The following is a 14,611-nucleotide window of genomic DNA, read 5'->3' as shown; positions in this document are numbered from 1 at the left end:
GCGCAGCGCCCGCGCACGGAAGACTCAAACACTTGTTTAAATTTTGTTAACTAAGCCAAAAATTAGGTCAGATACTCTAGAAGGATGCTCTAAATGGCAGTGATGTCCGCCCGAGAGGGTGACAAACTCGCGCACCGGATTTGCCTCTGACGTCATGGGCTTCAAATGAGAAAAGCCTTGCTCTCCCAGCACAATGATCTGAGGGCAGACTATCGCATCGCGGATCGCTTGAGCATGCTGATGAGACATCCGGTAGAGGGAGTCACTTTGCAAAGCGGTGTCATGGCGCCAAGCCCAGCCCTGTTCGGTTTGCTTAATTCCGCGCAGCACAAGCGGCGTAATTTGTGCCTCCGTCAGCGAGTTGACCGAGGCACGCCGGGCTACCGCATCGTCCGCTGAGCTCATCAAACGCACAGGCTTACGACGAATACGTTGGCGGCTCATCACCCCTTGGCGCAATCTTGTGACCGCACACTCCGGCGTCTCCGCAAGCGGCCCATCGCCTTCAATCTGGACTAATCCAGCCACCTGTTCTGGAAACGCGGCACTATAGCAACTTGCGATCAAAGCACCAAGCGAATGTCCAACCAATACGGTTCTGTTTGGCGATAACTTAGCCAAAACTTGGTAAACATCGTCGATATAGTCATGAAACGAATAGAAATGAGGAGAGGCTTTATGAAATGAGTGCCCATGTCCAGGCAAGTCTACGGCGCACAAGTGGGCGTGAGGTAACTGATGCGCTAGTGCTGTCATTACAGTAGTGAAACTGGCGGCGTTGTCTAACCAACCGTGCAAAAAAACGACCGAGACACCGGCCGTTTGTTTATCTCCTAGCTCAAGGGTGGCGACCTTGCCGCCGTCAATCTGGTAGTGGCAATGTTCAAACGTCATTTGACTTCCTGAATCACGCGCCCTTCTCTTGGTCGGTACCCCACATCACGACAGTAGTAGCCTCGGCAAGGGAACATATAGCTGCCAAAGTCATCCACAATCACACGCTCTTCAATACGCCACAAGTGAAGGGTCGCTTGTTTCATCACAGGAAACTGATGTAAGTAATCACCGACTTTACCCTCTTCGACACCCGCAGATTGCCCCAGCGTCGTGATCAAGCGTCCTTCAGCTAAGCTGACAGGATCCACAAAACCGGGCACATAGGCGACGTAGCGACCGTTGGGCTCTTGCGTGATGTCAGGCTTACCACTACTTGAGATAGGCAGATTGACTATTTCTATCCGCGTTTGTGAATCCAGATTCTTCACGTCGGCAATCACGCCGCCAAGGCGCACAGGGTGAGATTGTGAGGCATCCCACTGCGCGTAATCTGTCACGAGCGCAGGGTCGTCATTCACTAGCTGTGTGGGCAGTGTGCTGCATGCCGTCATGAGAAACGTAGTCGCAAAAAGGAGTAGTGCTGATTTCATCGGAGACTCTTTATCGGAAAAAGGAAAGTGTGCTAGATATAGAGATCGACACCAAGCATCTGCGAGAGTTCATCTCGCTTCACCTGATGCATCACATTCATATACTCTTCCATCGCTTTACGGCTCTTGCCTTCTGGAAGATCATATTGAACCTTCGCCCGTTCGACGTCAGATTCTGTGATGGGGCGAATAGAATTCGCAACGGCGTTTGCCACCTTGGTCGGCTGCGAAACCTCGTTACCCTTACTTTGCTTGTTTACCCCCTGTTTTTTATTGGCTTTATTCGCACGATTCGGTCCGGGGACCGAGGGGGGTAAACCGTTTATAGACACCATACTATTCACTCATTTCGCTGTGCGCTCACTGGGCAGAGTATTATTCACGCCCAGGAAGCTTTTTCCACGCAACCGTATCGCGAAGATAAACAGGGCTGGCTTCTTCTGCACTGACACTGAGTCCCTCTCGCCAAGCTTGCTCGGCCAAGATCACCATATCCTGCGCATCCGGGAACAGCACATCACCCGCTTTCAGCGTTAATGGAAGTTCCGCCAGCGGCGCTTGATAGGTTTGCCACCCCGTTCCTGCCGTGTGCCAGCACTGCGCATCAGAAGGCGTGCGTTGAACGAGCTCATCGGGAGCAATCACGCACTCTTCATCCACATTGGCCCAGCTGCCATCTTCTTGACGCTGAAAACGTCCCCAATACACTTCACTCATGCGAGCATCAATGGCGCACGCAACTTGCTCCGCTTGGTGGAGACGGTAGCTACCTTGAGCCATCGCGGCGAGTGTCGACACACCAATCATGGGCAGATCCGCACCAAACGCTAAACCTTGTGCAATACCAATGCCAATACGTACGCCAGTAAAACTACCCGGGCCTTGACCAAAGGCTAACGCGTCTAAATCTTGTAGCGTAAGCCCGGCTTCTTTTAGCACTTCATCGACCATAGGAAGAATCTTCTTGGTGTGATCACGCGGGGCGACTTCACTGCGAACAAACACTTTGTCGAAGGCTAATAGGGCCACAGAGCAGTTCTCTGTAGCGGTATCTAGGGCAAGAATTTTTGCGCTCATGATGTTCTCTAAATCTAATTTCATTAATCTTTATTGGGCTGGAGGAACTGCTTTATCGCTTCAATATCCCGTGTACGAGGAATTGGAGGTAAACTGGCTAAGAACACACCACCGTAATCACGTGTTACTAATCGATTATCACAAATGATTAGCGCTCCCCTGTCCGTTTTATCACGAATCAATCGCCCTACGCCCTGCTTTAACGTAATCACCGCATCAGGAATTTGTACCTGTGCAAACGGGTCTCCCCCTTTTAACTGACAATCCTCAATACGTGCTTTAAGCAGTGGGTCATCGGGCGCGGTAAACGGCAGTTTGTCGATAATAACACAGCTCAGCGCGTCGCCTCTAACATCTATCCCTTCCCAAAAGGCCCCTGTCGCCACCAGCAGTGCATTACCCAACTCCATAAACTCCGCCAAGGTCTTTTGTTTACTTGTCTCACCTTGCATAAGAACCGGGACATTGAGTACCGCGCGAAATCGCTCAGTCAACTCTCGCATCATCGAATGGGAGGTACACAAGAAAAAGCAGCGACCTTGGTTTTGTTCAATGACAGACGCGAGTAAAGCAACCAGTTTGTCTGGTAAACCCGCCGAATTTGGCTCGGGAAGATAACGGGGCACGCAAAGTCTCGCCTGCTGTTGGTAATCAAATGGGCTAGGTAGCGACATCTGCTGAGTGGGCTGTATACCCAAACGAGACGTGAAGTGCGCAAAATCTTGATTAACCGCTAACGTTGCAGAGGTAAATACCCACGCACCGGGTTTGAGCGTCATTTGTTCATGGAACTTATCCGCCACACTCAAGGGCGTAATGTGCAAACTGAAATGACGAGGCGTCGTGTCATACCAGTAGGAGTAGCCCGTGATAGAGACATCACACACGCGCTCCAAGCGCGCTTTGATGGTACTCGCTCGCTCAAAAGCGCTATCAAGCAACTGGCTGCGGCCAAGGGCTAATTTCAACACTTCAACGGTAAAATCAAGGCTCTCTTCAAGACGGTTCAACTCTCGAGCGATCGACGGTGATTTGATCGCTTCACGCCAATTGCCACGAAACCCAGGTTCACCCAGAGTAATGCGCAGATCCATCGCACATTGACCCAGTTTTTCCGCGACCTTTTGCAGTTGACGCATGTCTTTTGCTTCGGTGCGATAGGCGATCTCAATATCTTTGCACAGCTCCTGTATTTGGCGACTGGATAACGACTGACCAAAATACTGGCTAGCAATATCCGGCAGTTGGTGTGCCTCGTCGAATATAAACACGTCCGATTCTGGGATCAGTTCACCAAACCCCGTCTCTTTAATGGCTAAATCGGCCAAAAAGAGGTGATGATTGACGACAACCACATCCGCTTCCATCGCTTTTTTACGCGCTTTGAGTACAAAACAGTCTTGGTAGCTAGGGCACTCTTTTCCCAAGCAGTTATCGTTGGTGGACGTAATGGTCGGAATCACAGGGCTGTCTTCCGCAATCGCATCACAATCGCCCAAATCTCCGGTTTTTGTCTCTGAAGACCAGCTGCGCACTTTGACCAACTGACTGAGTAAGGTCGGATCCGAACTTTGATGGTGACTCTCGAGCATTTGTCGACTTAGACGATCTAGACAGAGATAGTTAGCACGACCTTTCAGCAAGGCCACTTGTCCGTAAAACCCGAGCGCTTCGACCATCAGTGGTAGATCGCGGTGGTAAAGCTGCTCTTGTAAGTTCTTTGAACCAGTACTGATTACGGTTTTCTTGCCGCTTTGCAGCGCGGGCACCAAGTAGGCGAACGTTTTTCCGGTTCCCGTTCCCGCTTCAACCACGAGCTGCGAACCATCTTGAATCGCTTGATGCACCGCCTCTGCCATATCTAACTGTGCTTGGCGAGGCTGAAAGCCTGGGATGGCCTTGCCCAAGGCGCCATCTTGAGTGAAGGTTTTTGCAATCATTCGACAATACGATAAGAGGGGTTACTGGGGATTATGTCAGTTTTTTAAAAAGGGCGCGAATGTGTTTCGCGCCCTAAGTTGGTAGATAAGCAAGTAGAGAGGTGACGAGTGGATTAGCGTTTGTTGAGGTAACGCGCTAACCACGCAGGACCGGAAAATCCAGTGTGCTGATCAAGCATGGCTCTGGCCGCTTCACTTGGCGACGCTTTGCATTCCCACATTTCTCCTAAAATTTGTTCATCAATTTCATGATCACCGAGCAGCGCATGAACACGCTCAGAATACAGTTTGCGGGCGAGGAGTTCTTTATCCATACATACCACCTTAAACAACTCTTTGAGAGTAGAATGAGTCAACCTTGAGCTTATTCGTATTGCCCGAACAGTGCGCCCTCATTTCACTGGCCTGCGACCTTCGTTGACGATACAGAGAAGCAGATAATCAATTAACTCAGATTAATTGTTGAAACCAATCTGATATTAGTTTAATTGTAGCTTCAATATTGCGTGTGGCTTCACCGTTCGAAGCGGCGCAAAAATTTTACTTTTAAAAAAAAATAATTCTCGGAAGTATCGACTTAATGGAAAAGAAAACACTACTGACGCACTGTACAGACGCTGCGGGCCTGATTTCTAAAATCACTAACATCTGTTATAAGCATCAACTCAACATCATTCACAACAACGAATTTGTCGACAATACCAGCGGCCACTTCTTCATGCGTACCGAATTGGAAGGTTACTTTAATGATCAAACCTTGTTGGCCGATCTAGACCAAGCGCTACCTGCCGGTACGAAACGTAAATTGATTGGCTCTGAGCGCAAACGCATTGTCATTTTGGTCACCAAAGAAGCGCACTGCTTGGGTGATATTCTTATGAAAAATTACGATGGTAGCCTAGATGTTGAGATTGCGGCCGTGGTCGGTAACTACGACAACCTGCAAAGCCTGACAGAAAAGTTTGACATTCCTTATCACTGCGTCTCTCACGAAGGGTTAAACCGTGAGGAGCATGAGCAGAAAATGCTGGAAGTGATTGAGCAGTATGAACCGCACTACTTAGTGCTCGCGAAATACATGCGCGTTCTTACTCCCTCTTTTGTCGAAAAGTACAACCATAAGATCATCAACATTCACCACAGCTTCTTGCCTGCGTTTATTGGCGCGAAACCATATCAGCAAGCGTATGAGCGCGGTGTCAAAATCATCGGCGCAACGGCGCATTTTGTCACCAACGACCTCGATGAAGGCCCGATCATTAAGCAGGACGTAATTCCAGTCGATCATAACTTCAACGCCCAAGATATGGCGCAAGCAGGTCGCGATGTGGAGAAAAACGTTCTCAGCAAAGCGCTAACCAAAGTCCTTAATGACCATGTATTTGTCTACGGAAACAAGACGGTCATTTTGTAACGCTTTCTCAGTGGGAATAAAAAAACGCCAGATGGAGCGACTCCATCTGGCGTTTTCTATTGAACACATTAGAGCTTAATCGCCAGCTCGACACCTTGTTTAATTGCACGCACCGCATCCAACTCACCGGCATAATCCGCGCCGCCAATCACATGCAGTTTGTCGCCAAACTTCTCCCACTCATTCTCAAACGGACGAACGGATTCTTGGCCCGCGCAGATGATCACTTTGTCGGCCTCGAGTAACTGCTTTTGTTCATCAATCGCAATGTGCAGTCCTTGGTCGTCAATCTTCTCGTAACTCACCCCACCGAGCAGGTGAACCCCACGTTTTTCCAGTGTCCGCTTATGAATCCAACCTGTGGTTTTTCCCGGACCTTTGCCGACACGCCCTTTACGACGTTGCAACACCCACACGGTTTTATCACTGAGCGAATCTGGGTAAGGGAACAAGCCGCCCGGATGTGAAATCGCTTTGTCGATACCCCACTCATGCAGCCAATCGTCAAGATTGTGTCCTTGAGGCTCGGTGAGCATGGTGGCAACGTCGACACCAATGCCGCCGGCTCCCACAATCGCCACCTTGTCGCCAACGTAGGTTTTTTCGCGAATTAGAGTTTGGTAATCCACCACTTTCTCTTGGTTATCAATCCCCTCAATAGTCACTTTACGAGGTTCAACACCACTGGCCATGACCACTTCATCGTACTCCGCCAATAGATCGAAATTCGCTTCCGCCTCTAAATGGAGTTTGACGCCCGTTTCATCAATGCGGTTAGCAAAATAGCGGATGGTTTCACGAAACTCTTCCTTGCCCGGGATCTGCATGGCAAGACGGAACTGACCACCGATACGGTCACTGCGTTCAAACAAATCCACTTGATGGCCTCGCTCGGCCAAAGTCGTGGCACACGCCAGGCCAGCAGGACCTGCGCCCACCACGGCAATGTTTTTCGCCTTCTGCACCGGAGAGACAATCCACTCTTCCTCTCGACAGGCGAGCGGGTTGACTAAGCAGCTTGCACGTTTACCTTTGAAGACATTGTCCAGACAGGCTTGGTTACAACCGATGCAGGTGTTGATGAGCTTCGCCTTGTCCTGCTCGGCTTTGGCGACGAAATATGGGTCTGCTAAGAATGGACGCGCCATCGAGACCATATCCGCATGGCCACTCTCTAAGATTCGCTCCGCTTCATCGGGCATATTGATTCGGTTACACGTCACAATCGGCACATTGACATGCGGCTTCACTTTCTCGGTCACCCACGTAAACGCGCCTCGCGGGACTTGCGTCGCAATGGTTGGAATCCGCGCTTCGTGCCAGCCGATGCCGGTATTGATGATGGTGACCCCAGCCGCTTCTAGCGCTTTGGCGAGCATCACCACTTCATCAAATGTGCTGCCCTCTTCCACCAGATCCAGCATCGATAGACGGAAAATGATAATGAATTCTTCGCCAACTGCTTTTCGAATGGCTTTGACGATCTCTAGGGGAAAACGCATACGATTTTCGTAACTACCGCCCCAATCGTCGTAGCGCATATTGGTTCGTTTACAGATGAACTGGTTAATGAGATAACCTTCCGACCCCATTACTTCCACGCCATCATATCCTGCCAACTGAGCTAACTGCGCACTGTTTGCAAACGCGTCGATGGTTTTCTTGATTTGACGAGTACTCATCTCACTCGGTGCAAAACGCGCAATGGGCGCTTTGATGGAAGAAGCACTTTGGGAGAAGGGGTGCATTGCATAGCGACCTGCGTGCAACAGTTGCAACGCAATCTTGCTGCCATGTTGGTGGACCGCTTCGGTCACGACCTTGTGTGCTTGTGCATGTTTCGGCTTACTGAATTCAGCCGAAAATGGATGAAGACGACCGCGTAAATTGGGCGAAAAGCCACCCGTCACAATTAAACCGACACCGCCTTTGGCACGTTCAGCGTAGAAAGCGGCAAGTTTTCCAAGGCCTTCTTTCTGTTCTTCAAGGCCGGTGTGCATAGAGCCCATCAAGACACGGTTTCGAATCTGAGTAAAGCCGAGATCTAAGGGCTTGAGTAGGTTTGGGTACATGGCAGACATCACTATACTGTTTATTATTGTGGTCTGACCACGATATGAGCTTCTTTATAAAAAATCAAACAGGCGTTTACATTTTTGTAACACCGATCAATCTTACAGTTGTTCCACTCCACGAGTTTCAGTAGGATGGAGGGTGTCCGGACATCTAGGGTAACCCCATCACCTGCGTTGACGTCGCAGCGGAGATAGAATGAAAAAAATATTCAAAATCATAGGGATGATTTTCAAGGGAATGTGGAAACTGCTCACCTTCCTACGCATCGCCCTAACCAATCTGATCTTTTTGGCGAGCATCGCTGTTATCTACTTCCTCTACACCGCTACGGATGCCCCGCCGCCATCGGTGCCAAAAGAATCCGCACTCGTGCTTAACCTCTCTGGCCCGATTGTTGAGCAGCCTCGCTACATCAACGCGATGGACTCTTTGACCGGCTCCCTATTTGGCCAAGAGATGCCAAGAGAGAATGTCCTGTTTGAGCTGGTGGACACCATTCGCCACGCCAAAGACGACAACAGCATCAGCGGCCTAGTGCTCGCGCTGCGTGACATGCCGGAAACCAATCTCACGAAACTGCGTTACATCGCCAAAGCCTTGAATGAGTTTAAAGCATCGGGCAAGCCCATCTATGCGGTCGGGGACATCTACAACCAAAGCCAGTACTACCTCGCCAGCTACGCGGATAAGATTTATCTTGCCCCGGATGGCGCTGTGATGCTCAAAGGCTACAGCGCGTACTCGCTGTACTACAAAACCTTGCTTGAAAAGCTGGATGTCAGCACACACGTTTTCCGTGTCGGTAGCTATAAATCGGCTGTGGAACCGTTTCTGCGTGATGATATGTCCGATGAAGCGCGTGAATCCGCGTCACGTTGGCTCGGTCAACTGTGGGGCGCGTACGTTGACGATGTGGCGACCAACCGCCAAATCAGTGCAGAAAAACTCAATCCAGATATGGATAGCTTCCTAACACTGCTTGAGCAATACCAAGGTGATTTAGCGGCGCTCTCTAAAGGATTAGGCTTGGTGGATCAACTAGCGACACGCCAACAAGTGCGCAGCGAACTGATCGACGTGTTTGGCAGTGATGGTGACGATAGCTACAACTACATCACTTACTATGAATACTTACCGACCATGCGCATGCCGCTGAACCTTGCCCAAGATGATATTGCCGTCGTGGTGGCAAGCGGCGCGATCATGGACGGCTCACAGCCGCGTGGTACCGTCGGTGGCGACACCACTGCTGCCTTACTTCGTCAAGCGCGCAGCGATGACAAGGTGAAAGCGGTCGTGTTGCGCGTTGACAGCCCCGGAGGCAGCGCCTTCGCCTCAGAAGTAATTCGCAATGAAGTCGAAGCGCTACGCGCGGCGGGCAAGCCTGTGGTGGTGTCGATGTCGAGCCTAGCGGCCTCTGGCGGTTACTGGATATCAATGAGCGCCGACAGCATTGTGGCGCAGCCAACGACGCTCACCGGGTCAATTGGTATCTTCAGTGTTATCACGACATTTGAAAAAGGGCTCAACAAACTCGGCATTTATACCGATGGCGTTGGCACATCACCCTTTTCTGATGTCGGTGTGACCACCGGTTTGTCAGACGGCGCCTCGCAAGCCATTCAGATGGGTATCGAGCATGGCTACCATCGCTTTGTCGGCTTGGTCAGCGACGCTCGAGATATTCCGCGCAAAGATATGGACGCGCTGGCACAAGGTCGCGTTTGGACGGGTCAAGACGCCCTAAACCTAGGCCTTATCGACAAAATTGGTGATTTTGACGATGCGATTGCACTCGCGGCTGAGCTTGCTAACGTCGAGGACTACAACATTTACTGGGTTGAAGAGCCACTCTCTCCAGCGCAGCAGTTCTTGCAAGAGCTTATCAACCAAGTGGAAGTGCGCGTTGGCTTAGACGTAAGCGCGCTGCTACCCGCCTCACTCTCTCCCGTGATTCATCAATTGAGTAGTGATGCCGACCTATTGCAAAGCTTCAATGATCCTAAAGGTCACTATGCGTTTTGCTTGAACTGCCAAGTGCAATAGGACAAGCACTCCTCTGACCTAGGGCATGACAGCGCCACTCACGCTGCCATGCCCTTTTTTCTGCGAGTAATTAATATATAATCGCGCACACTTCCCTACATACGGTTTCTGAGTCATGGCTAGAAAACATATCTACATCGCCTACACAGGCGGAACAATTGGCATGAAAAAGTCACATGATCACGGTTACGTGCCGGTGGCTGGATTTATGGAAAAACAGCTCGCAAGTATGCCGGAGTTCCACCGCCCAGAAATGCCTGAATACACCATTCACGAATACGACCCGCTGATTGATTCGTCCGACATGACCCCGGCCGACTGGCAACAAATTGCTGACGACATCCGTGATAACTACGACAAGTACGACGGCTTTGTCATTCTTCACGGCACCGACACCATGGCGTACACCGCCTCCGCGCTCTCTTTCATGCTGGAGAACTTAGGTAAACCCGTGATTGTGACAGGCTCACAAATTCCACTGGCAGAACTGCGCTCTGACGGCCAAGCGAATTTGCTCAATGCCCTGCACATCGCTGCCAATTACCCCATCAACGAAGTGACGCTGTTTTTTAACAACAAACTGATGCGCGGTAACCGAAGCACAAAATCTCATGCCGACGGCTTTAATGCTTTTACATCACCCAACTTACCTCCTCTGTTGGAAGCAGGTATTAATATTCAAGTGAGCAAAGATGTCACGGTAGGCCAAATGCCGAGTGGCGAGTTTAAAGTGCATGATATTACCCCTCAGCCGATTGGCGTCATTACCATGTACCCTGGCATCTCGCATGAAGTCATTCGCAACACCCTGCTACAACCTGTGAATGCGATGATTCTGCTGACTTTTGGTGTTGGCAACGCGCCGCAAAACCCACAGCTTCTGGCTCATCTTCAAGAGGCGTCTGAACGTGGTGTGATCGTCGTGAACTTAACCCAGTGTTTGGCGGGTAAAGTCAACATGGGCGGTTACGCAACAGGCTGCGCCTTGGCTGAAGCAGGCGTGATCAGCGGTTTTGATATGACGCGCGAAGCGGCGCTAGCCAAACTGCATTATTTGCTCAGCCAAAACCTCTCTTACGACGAGGTAAAAGTGCAAATGCAACAGGTGCTGCGCGGCGAGATGACGCTCTAGTCCGATGTGACTCAAATCAAATCATAAAAAAGGGGCTGATGTTCAACATCAGCCCCTAGCTATTTCAACGATGATGACACCGATAGGTCATTAACCGATGTGCGTCGCGCCGCCCATGTAAGGTTGCAGCACACCAGGAATCTCAATACGGCCATCAGCTTGCTGGTTGTTCTCAAGAATCGCCACCATAGTACGACCCACTGCGAGGCCAGAGCCATTAAGTGTGTGGACCAACTCAGGCTTCTTCTCGCCTTTACGACGGAAACGCGCCTGCATACGACGAGCTTGGAAGTCCCACATGTTTGAACAAGATGAAATCTCACGGTAGGTCTGCTGCGCCGGTACCCAGACTTCCAAATCGTAAGTCTTACGCGCACCAAAGCCCATGTCACCGGTACATAGCACTACTTTACGGTAAGGAAGTTCAAGCAGTTGCAGGACTTTCTCAGCATGACCCGTTAGCTCTTCCAATGCATCCATTGAATCTTCTGGTTTGGTGATTTGAACCAGCTCAACTTTGTCAAATTGGTGCATACGAATCAAACCACGCGTATCACGACCGTACGATCCCGCTTCAGAGCGGAAACAAGGGGTGTGAGCCGTCATCTTTAGAGGCAAATCCGCTTCATCAGAGATGGTGTCACGCACCATGTTGGTCACTGGCACTTCTGCCGTAGGAATCAATGAAAGACGACGTAGCTCTTCGTCGCTGGCTTTCTCTTCAAGCGGCTCGGTATGGAACAAGTCTTTACCAAACTTAGGTAGTTGTCCTGTGCCAAACAAGCTGTCAGAGTTAACAAGGTACGGCACGTACATTTCCGTGTAGCCGTGCTGCTCGGTATGCAAGTCCAGCATGAACTGTGCGATCGCACGGTGAAGACGAGCAAACTGGCCTTTCATGACAATAAAGCGCGCGCCGGTGATCTTGGTGGCGCTAGCAAAATCAAGACCGCCTGCAATCTCACCTAAATCGACATGATCTTTCACTTCGAAGTCGTAAGTTTTAGGTTCACCCCAACGTGAGATTTCCACGTTGTCGTTTTCGTCTTTACCGTCTGGCACATCCTCTGCTGGCAAGTTAGGCACAGATAACGTAATGTCATCGAGCTTCGCCATAATCACGTCCAGTTCCGCTTTTTTCGCGTCAAGATCGCTACCAAGAGAACCGATTTGCTTTTTGATCTCTTCTGCGCCGGCTTTGTCACCTTTCGCCATCAATTGACCGATCTGCTTGGAGATGGAGTTACGAGTGGATTGTAAATTTTCAACTTCGACTTGAATCGACTTGCGTTGCTCTTCAAGTGTACGGATTGTCTCAACGTCAAGGTTAAAGCCTCGGCGCGCTAGTTTTGCAGCTGTGTCATCCAGCTCTGTACGAAGTAATTTAGAATCCAGCATTGTTAACCCTATGCTTATCAATAATGTGCTTTAAGAATGTGCGTTTCTGATTTTGGCCTGCCACTGTGGTGCTTGACCAAAACCACAACCGAATAAATGTATCTAAAATAGGCGCTTATTCATAGCGCTTTTGTGGGCTTTTTGCGTCTAAACTAGCCAAGTAATCTAACTTTTCGCCAATTTTCGTTTCTAAGCCACGATTGGTCGGCTGATAGTATCGCGTTTCACTCATTTCTGGTGGCAAGTAGCGCTCGCCTGCGGCGTAGGCACCTGGCTCATCATGCGCGTAGCGATACTCCGCGCCATAACCCAAGTCTTTCATCAAGCTAGTGGGCGCATTGCGTAAATGGACAGGCACTTCGTACTCAGGCAGGTTGTGTGCATCGGCCAAAGCTTGTTTCCAGGCACTATAAACCGCGTTACTCTTTGGCGCACAAGCGAGGTACACCACCGCTTGCGCGATAGCTCGCTCACCTTCGGCAGGCCCGACTCTGGTAAAGCAATCCCAAGCCGATAGCGCCACTTGCATGGCTCTTGGATCCGCATTACCAATATCTTCCGACGCAATCGCCAACAGGCGTCTTGCGATATAAAGAGGATCGCACCCTGCGGCAATCATTCTCGCCGACCAATAAAGCGCAGCGTCGGGGTTAGACCCTCGGATGGATTTATGCACCGCAGAAATCAGGTCGTACCAAATATCGCCTTTGTTATCAAAACGGGAGACTTTTTCACCCGCGACTTCGGCAAGCAGCGGCAAGGTAATGGCTTTGCGCCCCTGCGCATCATCTTGAGCCATGTCGTACAACAGCTCGAGATAATTGAGTGACATTCGTGCATCACCATTCACTAGCTCAGAAAGCCGTTCTAATACACCTTCGCCAAAGTCCGCGTCAATATGGCCGAGTCCGCGCTCGGTATCGTTAATCGCTTGATCCAGCGCTTGGCGGATTTCCGCTTGAGAAAGCGAAGTCAGTTTGTACACGCGAGCTCGTGATAACAGCGCGTTATTGAGCTCAAACGAAGGGTTTTCTGTCGTAGCACCAATAAATGTGACAGTGCCATCTTCAATATGTGGCAGAAAAGCGTCTTGTTGTGATTTGTTAAAACGGTGCACCTCATCCACAAATAGGATGGTGCGTCTACCTGTCAGTTTGTTTTCACGTGCTTTTTCAATCGCAGCGCGAATCTCTTTCACCCCAGAGGTAACGGCCGAGACTCGCTCCACTTCAGCATTGGCGTAATTCGCCGCCACTTCCGCTAAGGTGGTTTTTCCGGTGCCCGGTGGCCCCCATAAAATCATAGAGTGAATGTGACCAGCCTCCAATGCACGGCGCAGCGGTTTACCTTCGCCGAGAATATGTTGCTGGCCGATGTATTGCTCCACCGTTTGCGGGCGCATCCGAGCGGCAAGAGGACGAAAATCTTCGTCCCCTGAGAAGTCTAACGAGTAATTACTCACCATTAGTTCCTTTGATCGTCCACTTCCACACCCTCTGGGATTTTGAACGTAAACTTATCTGCCGACGGCTTGCCAAGGCGAATATCATCAAAGACAAAATTGCTGGTTTGCCCATCTTGCTCCACCACGCTAAACCCTTTGACCGCACCTTTCGAGTTAATTTCTAAGCGAAACTGGCCTTGGTTTGAATCCTCAGCAGTTGGAATAAGGGTAAACTGGTCGCCCTCTTGACTGACACGATAGTTATCCCAATCACTGGCTCGATTGCGGGTAAGCAACACGAAAGGTGTCTGCTCCGTCGCCTGCTCTTGCGAATAAATGCTCACCTGCTCGATAAACGGGCTGTAGTACCACAAGCTCTCGCCGTCAGAGATCAATAAGTTCTCATCGGGTAGCGTCGTTTCCCAACGAAAGAGGCTGGGTCGCGAAATATCGACTGTCCCCTCACCTTGCATAACGACGTCGCCCTCTGGGCTGACCACTTTTTGACTGAAATTGGCACTGAAGCCTTCGGTTTTTTGTAGGCGCGCGTTGAGCTCATCTTTCGGCGCAGCAAGGACAGAACAACTCATCAAAAATAGAGCGGCTAATTTTTTCATTTAGGTTCCTTTTTTACACGTAGACCCAGTCTTTCGACCT

At 50.3% G+C, this 14,611-nt stretch carries 13 protein-coding genes; 3 read left to right on the top strand and 10 right to left on the bottom strand.

All coding sequences use genetic code 11. From position 1 onward, the window contains the following. Window positions 1-36: 36 nt before the first annotated feature. The 6 genes from AC6R03_RS04840 to AC6R03_RS04815 form a co-directional block, all read right to left on the bottom strand. Window positions 37-894 carry an alpha/beta fold hydrolase gene (locus AC6R03_RS04840; RefSeq protein WP_500630311.1) on the bottom strand — a complete coding sequence of 286 codons (858 nt, stop codon included), beginning with the start codon at window positions 892-894 and terminating at the stop codon, window positions 37-39. Further along, a complete protein-coding gene (locus AC6R03_RS04835) occupies window positions 891-1,427 on the bottom strand; it encodes a Slp family lipoprotein (RefSeq protein ID WP_500630312.1) in 537 nt (178 codons plus the stop codon). Before AC6R03_RS04835 ends, AC6R03_RS04840 begins: the two co-directional genes overlap by 4 nt. 32 nt (window positions 1,428-1,459) lie before the next feature. Beyond that, window positions 1,460-1,762 (bottom strand): chromosome partitioning protein ParA, encoded by a 303-nt coding sequence (locus AC6R03_RS04830; RefSeq protein ID WP_500630313.1) that lies wholly within the window; start codon window positions 1,760-1,762, stop codon window positions 1,460-1,462. 40 nt (window positions 1,763-1,802) lie between these two features. Continuing rightward, entirely contained in the window at window positions 1,803-2,504 is a 702-nt protein-coding gene (gene tsaB, locus AC6R03_RS04825; RefSeq protein ID WP_500630314.1) for a tRNA (adenosine(37)-N6)-threonylcarbamoyltransferase complex dimerization subunit type 1 TsaB, read from the bottom strand. Window positions 2,505-2,527: 23 nt separating this feature from the next. Next, window positions 2,528-4,444: a DNA repair helicase YoaA gene (gene yoaA / locus AC6R03_RS04820; protein ID WP_500630315.1), complete on the bottom strand. Its 1,917-nt coding sequence runs from the start codon at window positions 4,442-4,444 to the stop codon at window positions 2,528-2,530. A gap of 113 nt (window positions 4,445-4,557) precedes the next feature. Further along, a complete protein-coding gene (locus tag AC6R03_RS04815; protein WP_500630316.1) occupies window positions 4,558-4,758 on the bottom strand; it encodes a hypothetical protein in 201 nt (66 codons plus the stop codon). A gap of 266 nt (window positions 4,759-5,024) precedes the next feature. Between AC6R03_RS04815 and purU the strand changes: the two genes are divergently transcribed. Continuing rightward, entirely contained in the window at window positions 5,025-5,858 is an 834-nt protein-coding gene (purU, locus tag AC6R03_RS04810; protein WP_487901103.1) for a formyltetrahydrofolate deformylase, read from the top strand. A 68-nt stretch (window positions 5,859-5,926) separates the two neighbouring features. On the opposite strand, the gene AC6R03_RS04805 is transcribed toward purU, so the two are convergent. After that, window positions 5,927-7,930 carry an FAD-dependent oxidoreductase gene (locus tag AC6R03_RS04805; protein WP_500630363.1) on the bottom strand — a complete coding sequence of 668 codons (2,004 nt, stop codon included), beginning with the start codon at window positions 7,928-7,930 and terminating at the stop codon, window positions 5,927-5,929. 199 nt (window positions 7,931-8,129) lie between these two features. Between AC6R03_RS04805 and sppA the strand changes: the two genes are divergently transcribed. Together sppA and ansA are read left to right on the top strand one after the other, a co-directional pair. Beyond that, a complete protein-coding gene (gene sppA / locus AC6R03_RS04800; RefSeq protein WP_500626094.1) occupies window positions 8,130-9,980 on the top strand; it encodes a signal peptide peptidase SppA in 1,851 nt (616 codons plus the stop codon). A gap of 115 nt (window positions 9,981-10,095) precedes the next feature. After that, the gene (gene ansA / locus AC6R03_RS04795) at window positions 10,096-11,112 is read left to right on the top strand and encodes an asparaginase (protein ID WP_334552553.1); all 1,017 of its coding nucleotides are present in this window, start codon (window positions 10,096-10,098) and stop codon (window positions 11,110-11,112) included. Between the two features lie 90 nt (window positions 11,113-11,202). On the opposite strand, the gene serS is transcribed toward ansA, so the two are convergent. From serS to lolA, 3 genes are all read right to left on the bottom strand, one after another. Continuing rightward, a complete protein-coding gene (gene serS, locus AC6R03_RS04790; RefSeq protein WP_500630317.1) occupies window positions 11,203-12,510 on the bottom strand; it encodes a serine--tRNA ligase in 1,308 nt (435 codons plus the stop codon). 115 nt (window positions 12,511-12,625) lie between these two features. Continuing rightward, on the bottom strand, window positions 12,626-13,972 hold the full coding sequence (locus tag AC6R03_RS04785) for a replication-associated recombination protein A (protein WP_500630364.1): 1,347 nt from the start codon (window positions 13,970-13,972) through the stop codon (window positions 12,626-12,628). Between the two features lie 2 nt (window positions 13,973-13,974). Further along, window positions 13,975-14,571, bottom strand: a complete 597-nt coding sequence (gene lolA, locus AC6R03_RS04780; RefSeq protein WP_500630318.1) for an outer membrane lipoprotein periplasmic chaperone LolA — start codon at window positions 14,569-14,571, stop codon at window positions 13,975-13,977. Between the last annotated feature and the right edge of the window lie 40 nt (window positions 14,572-14,611).

Source organism: Vibrio sp. R10-SG-ISO4, assembly GCF_059834135.1.
This window is presented reverse-complemented; position numbering and strand designations above follow the sequence as displayed.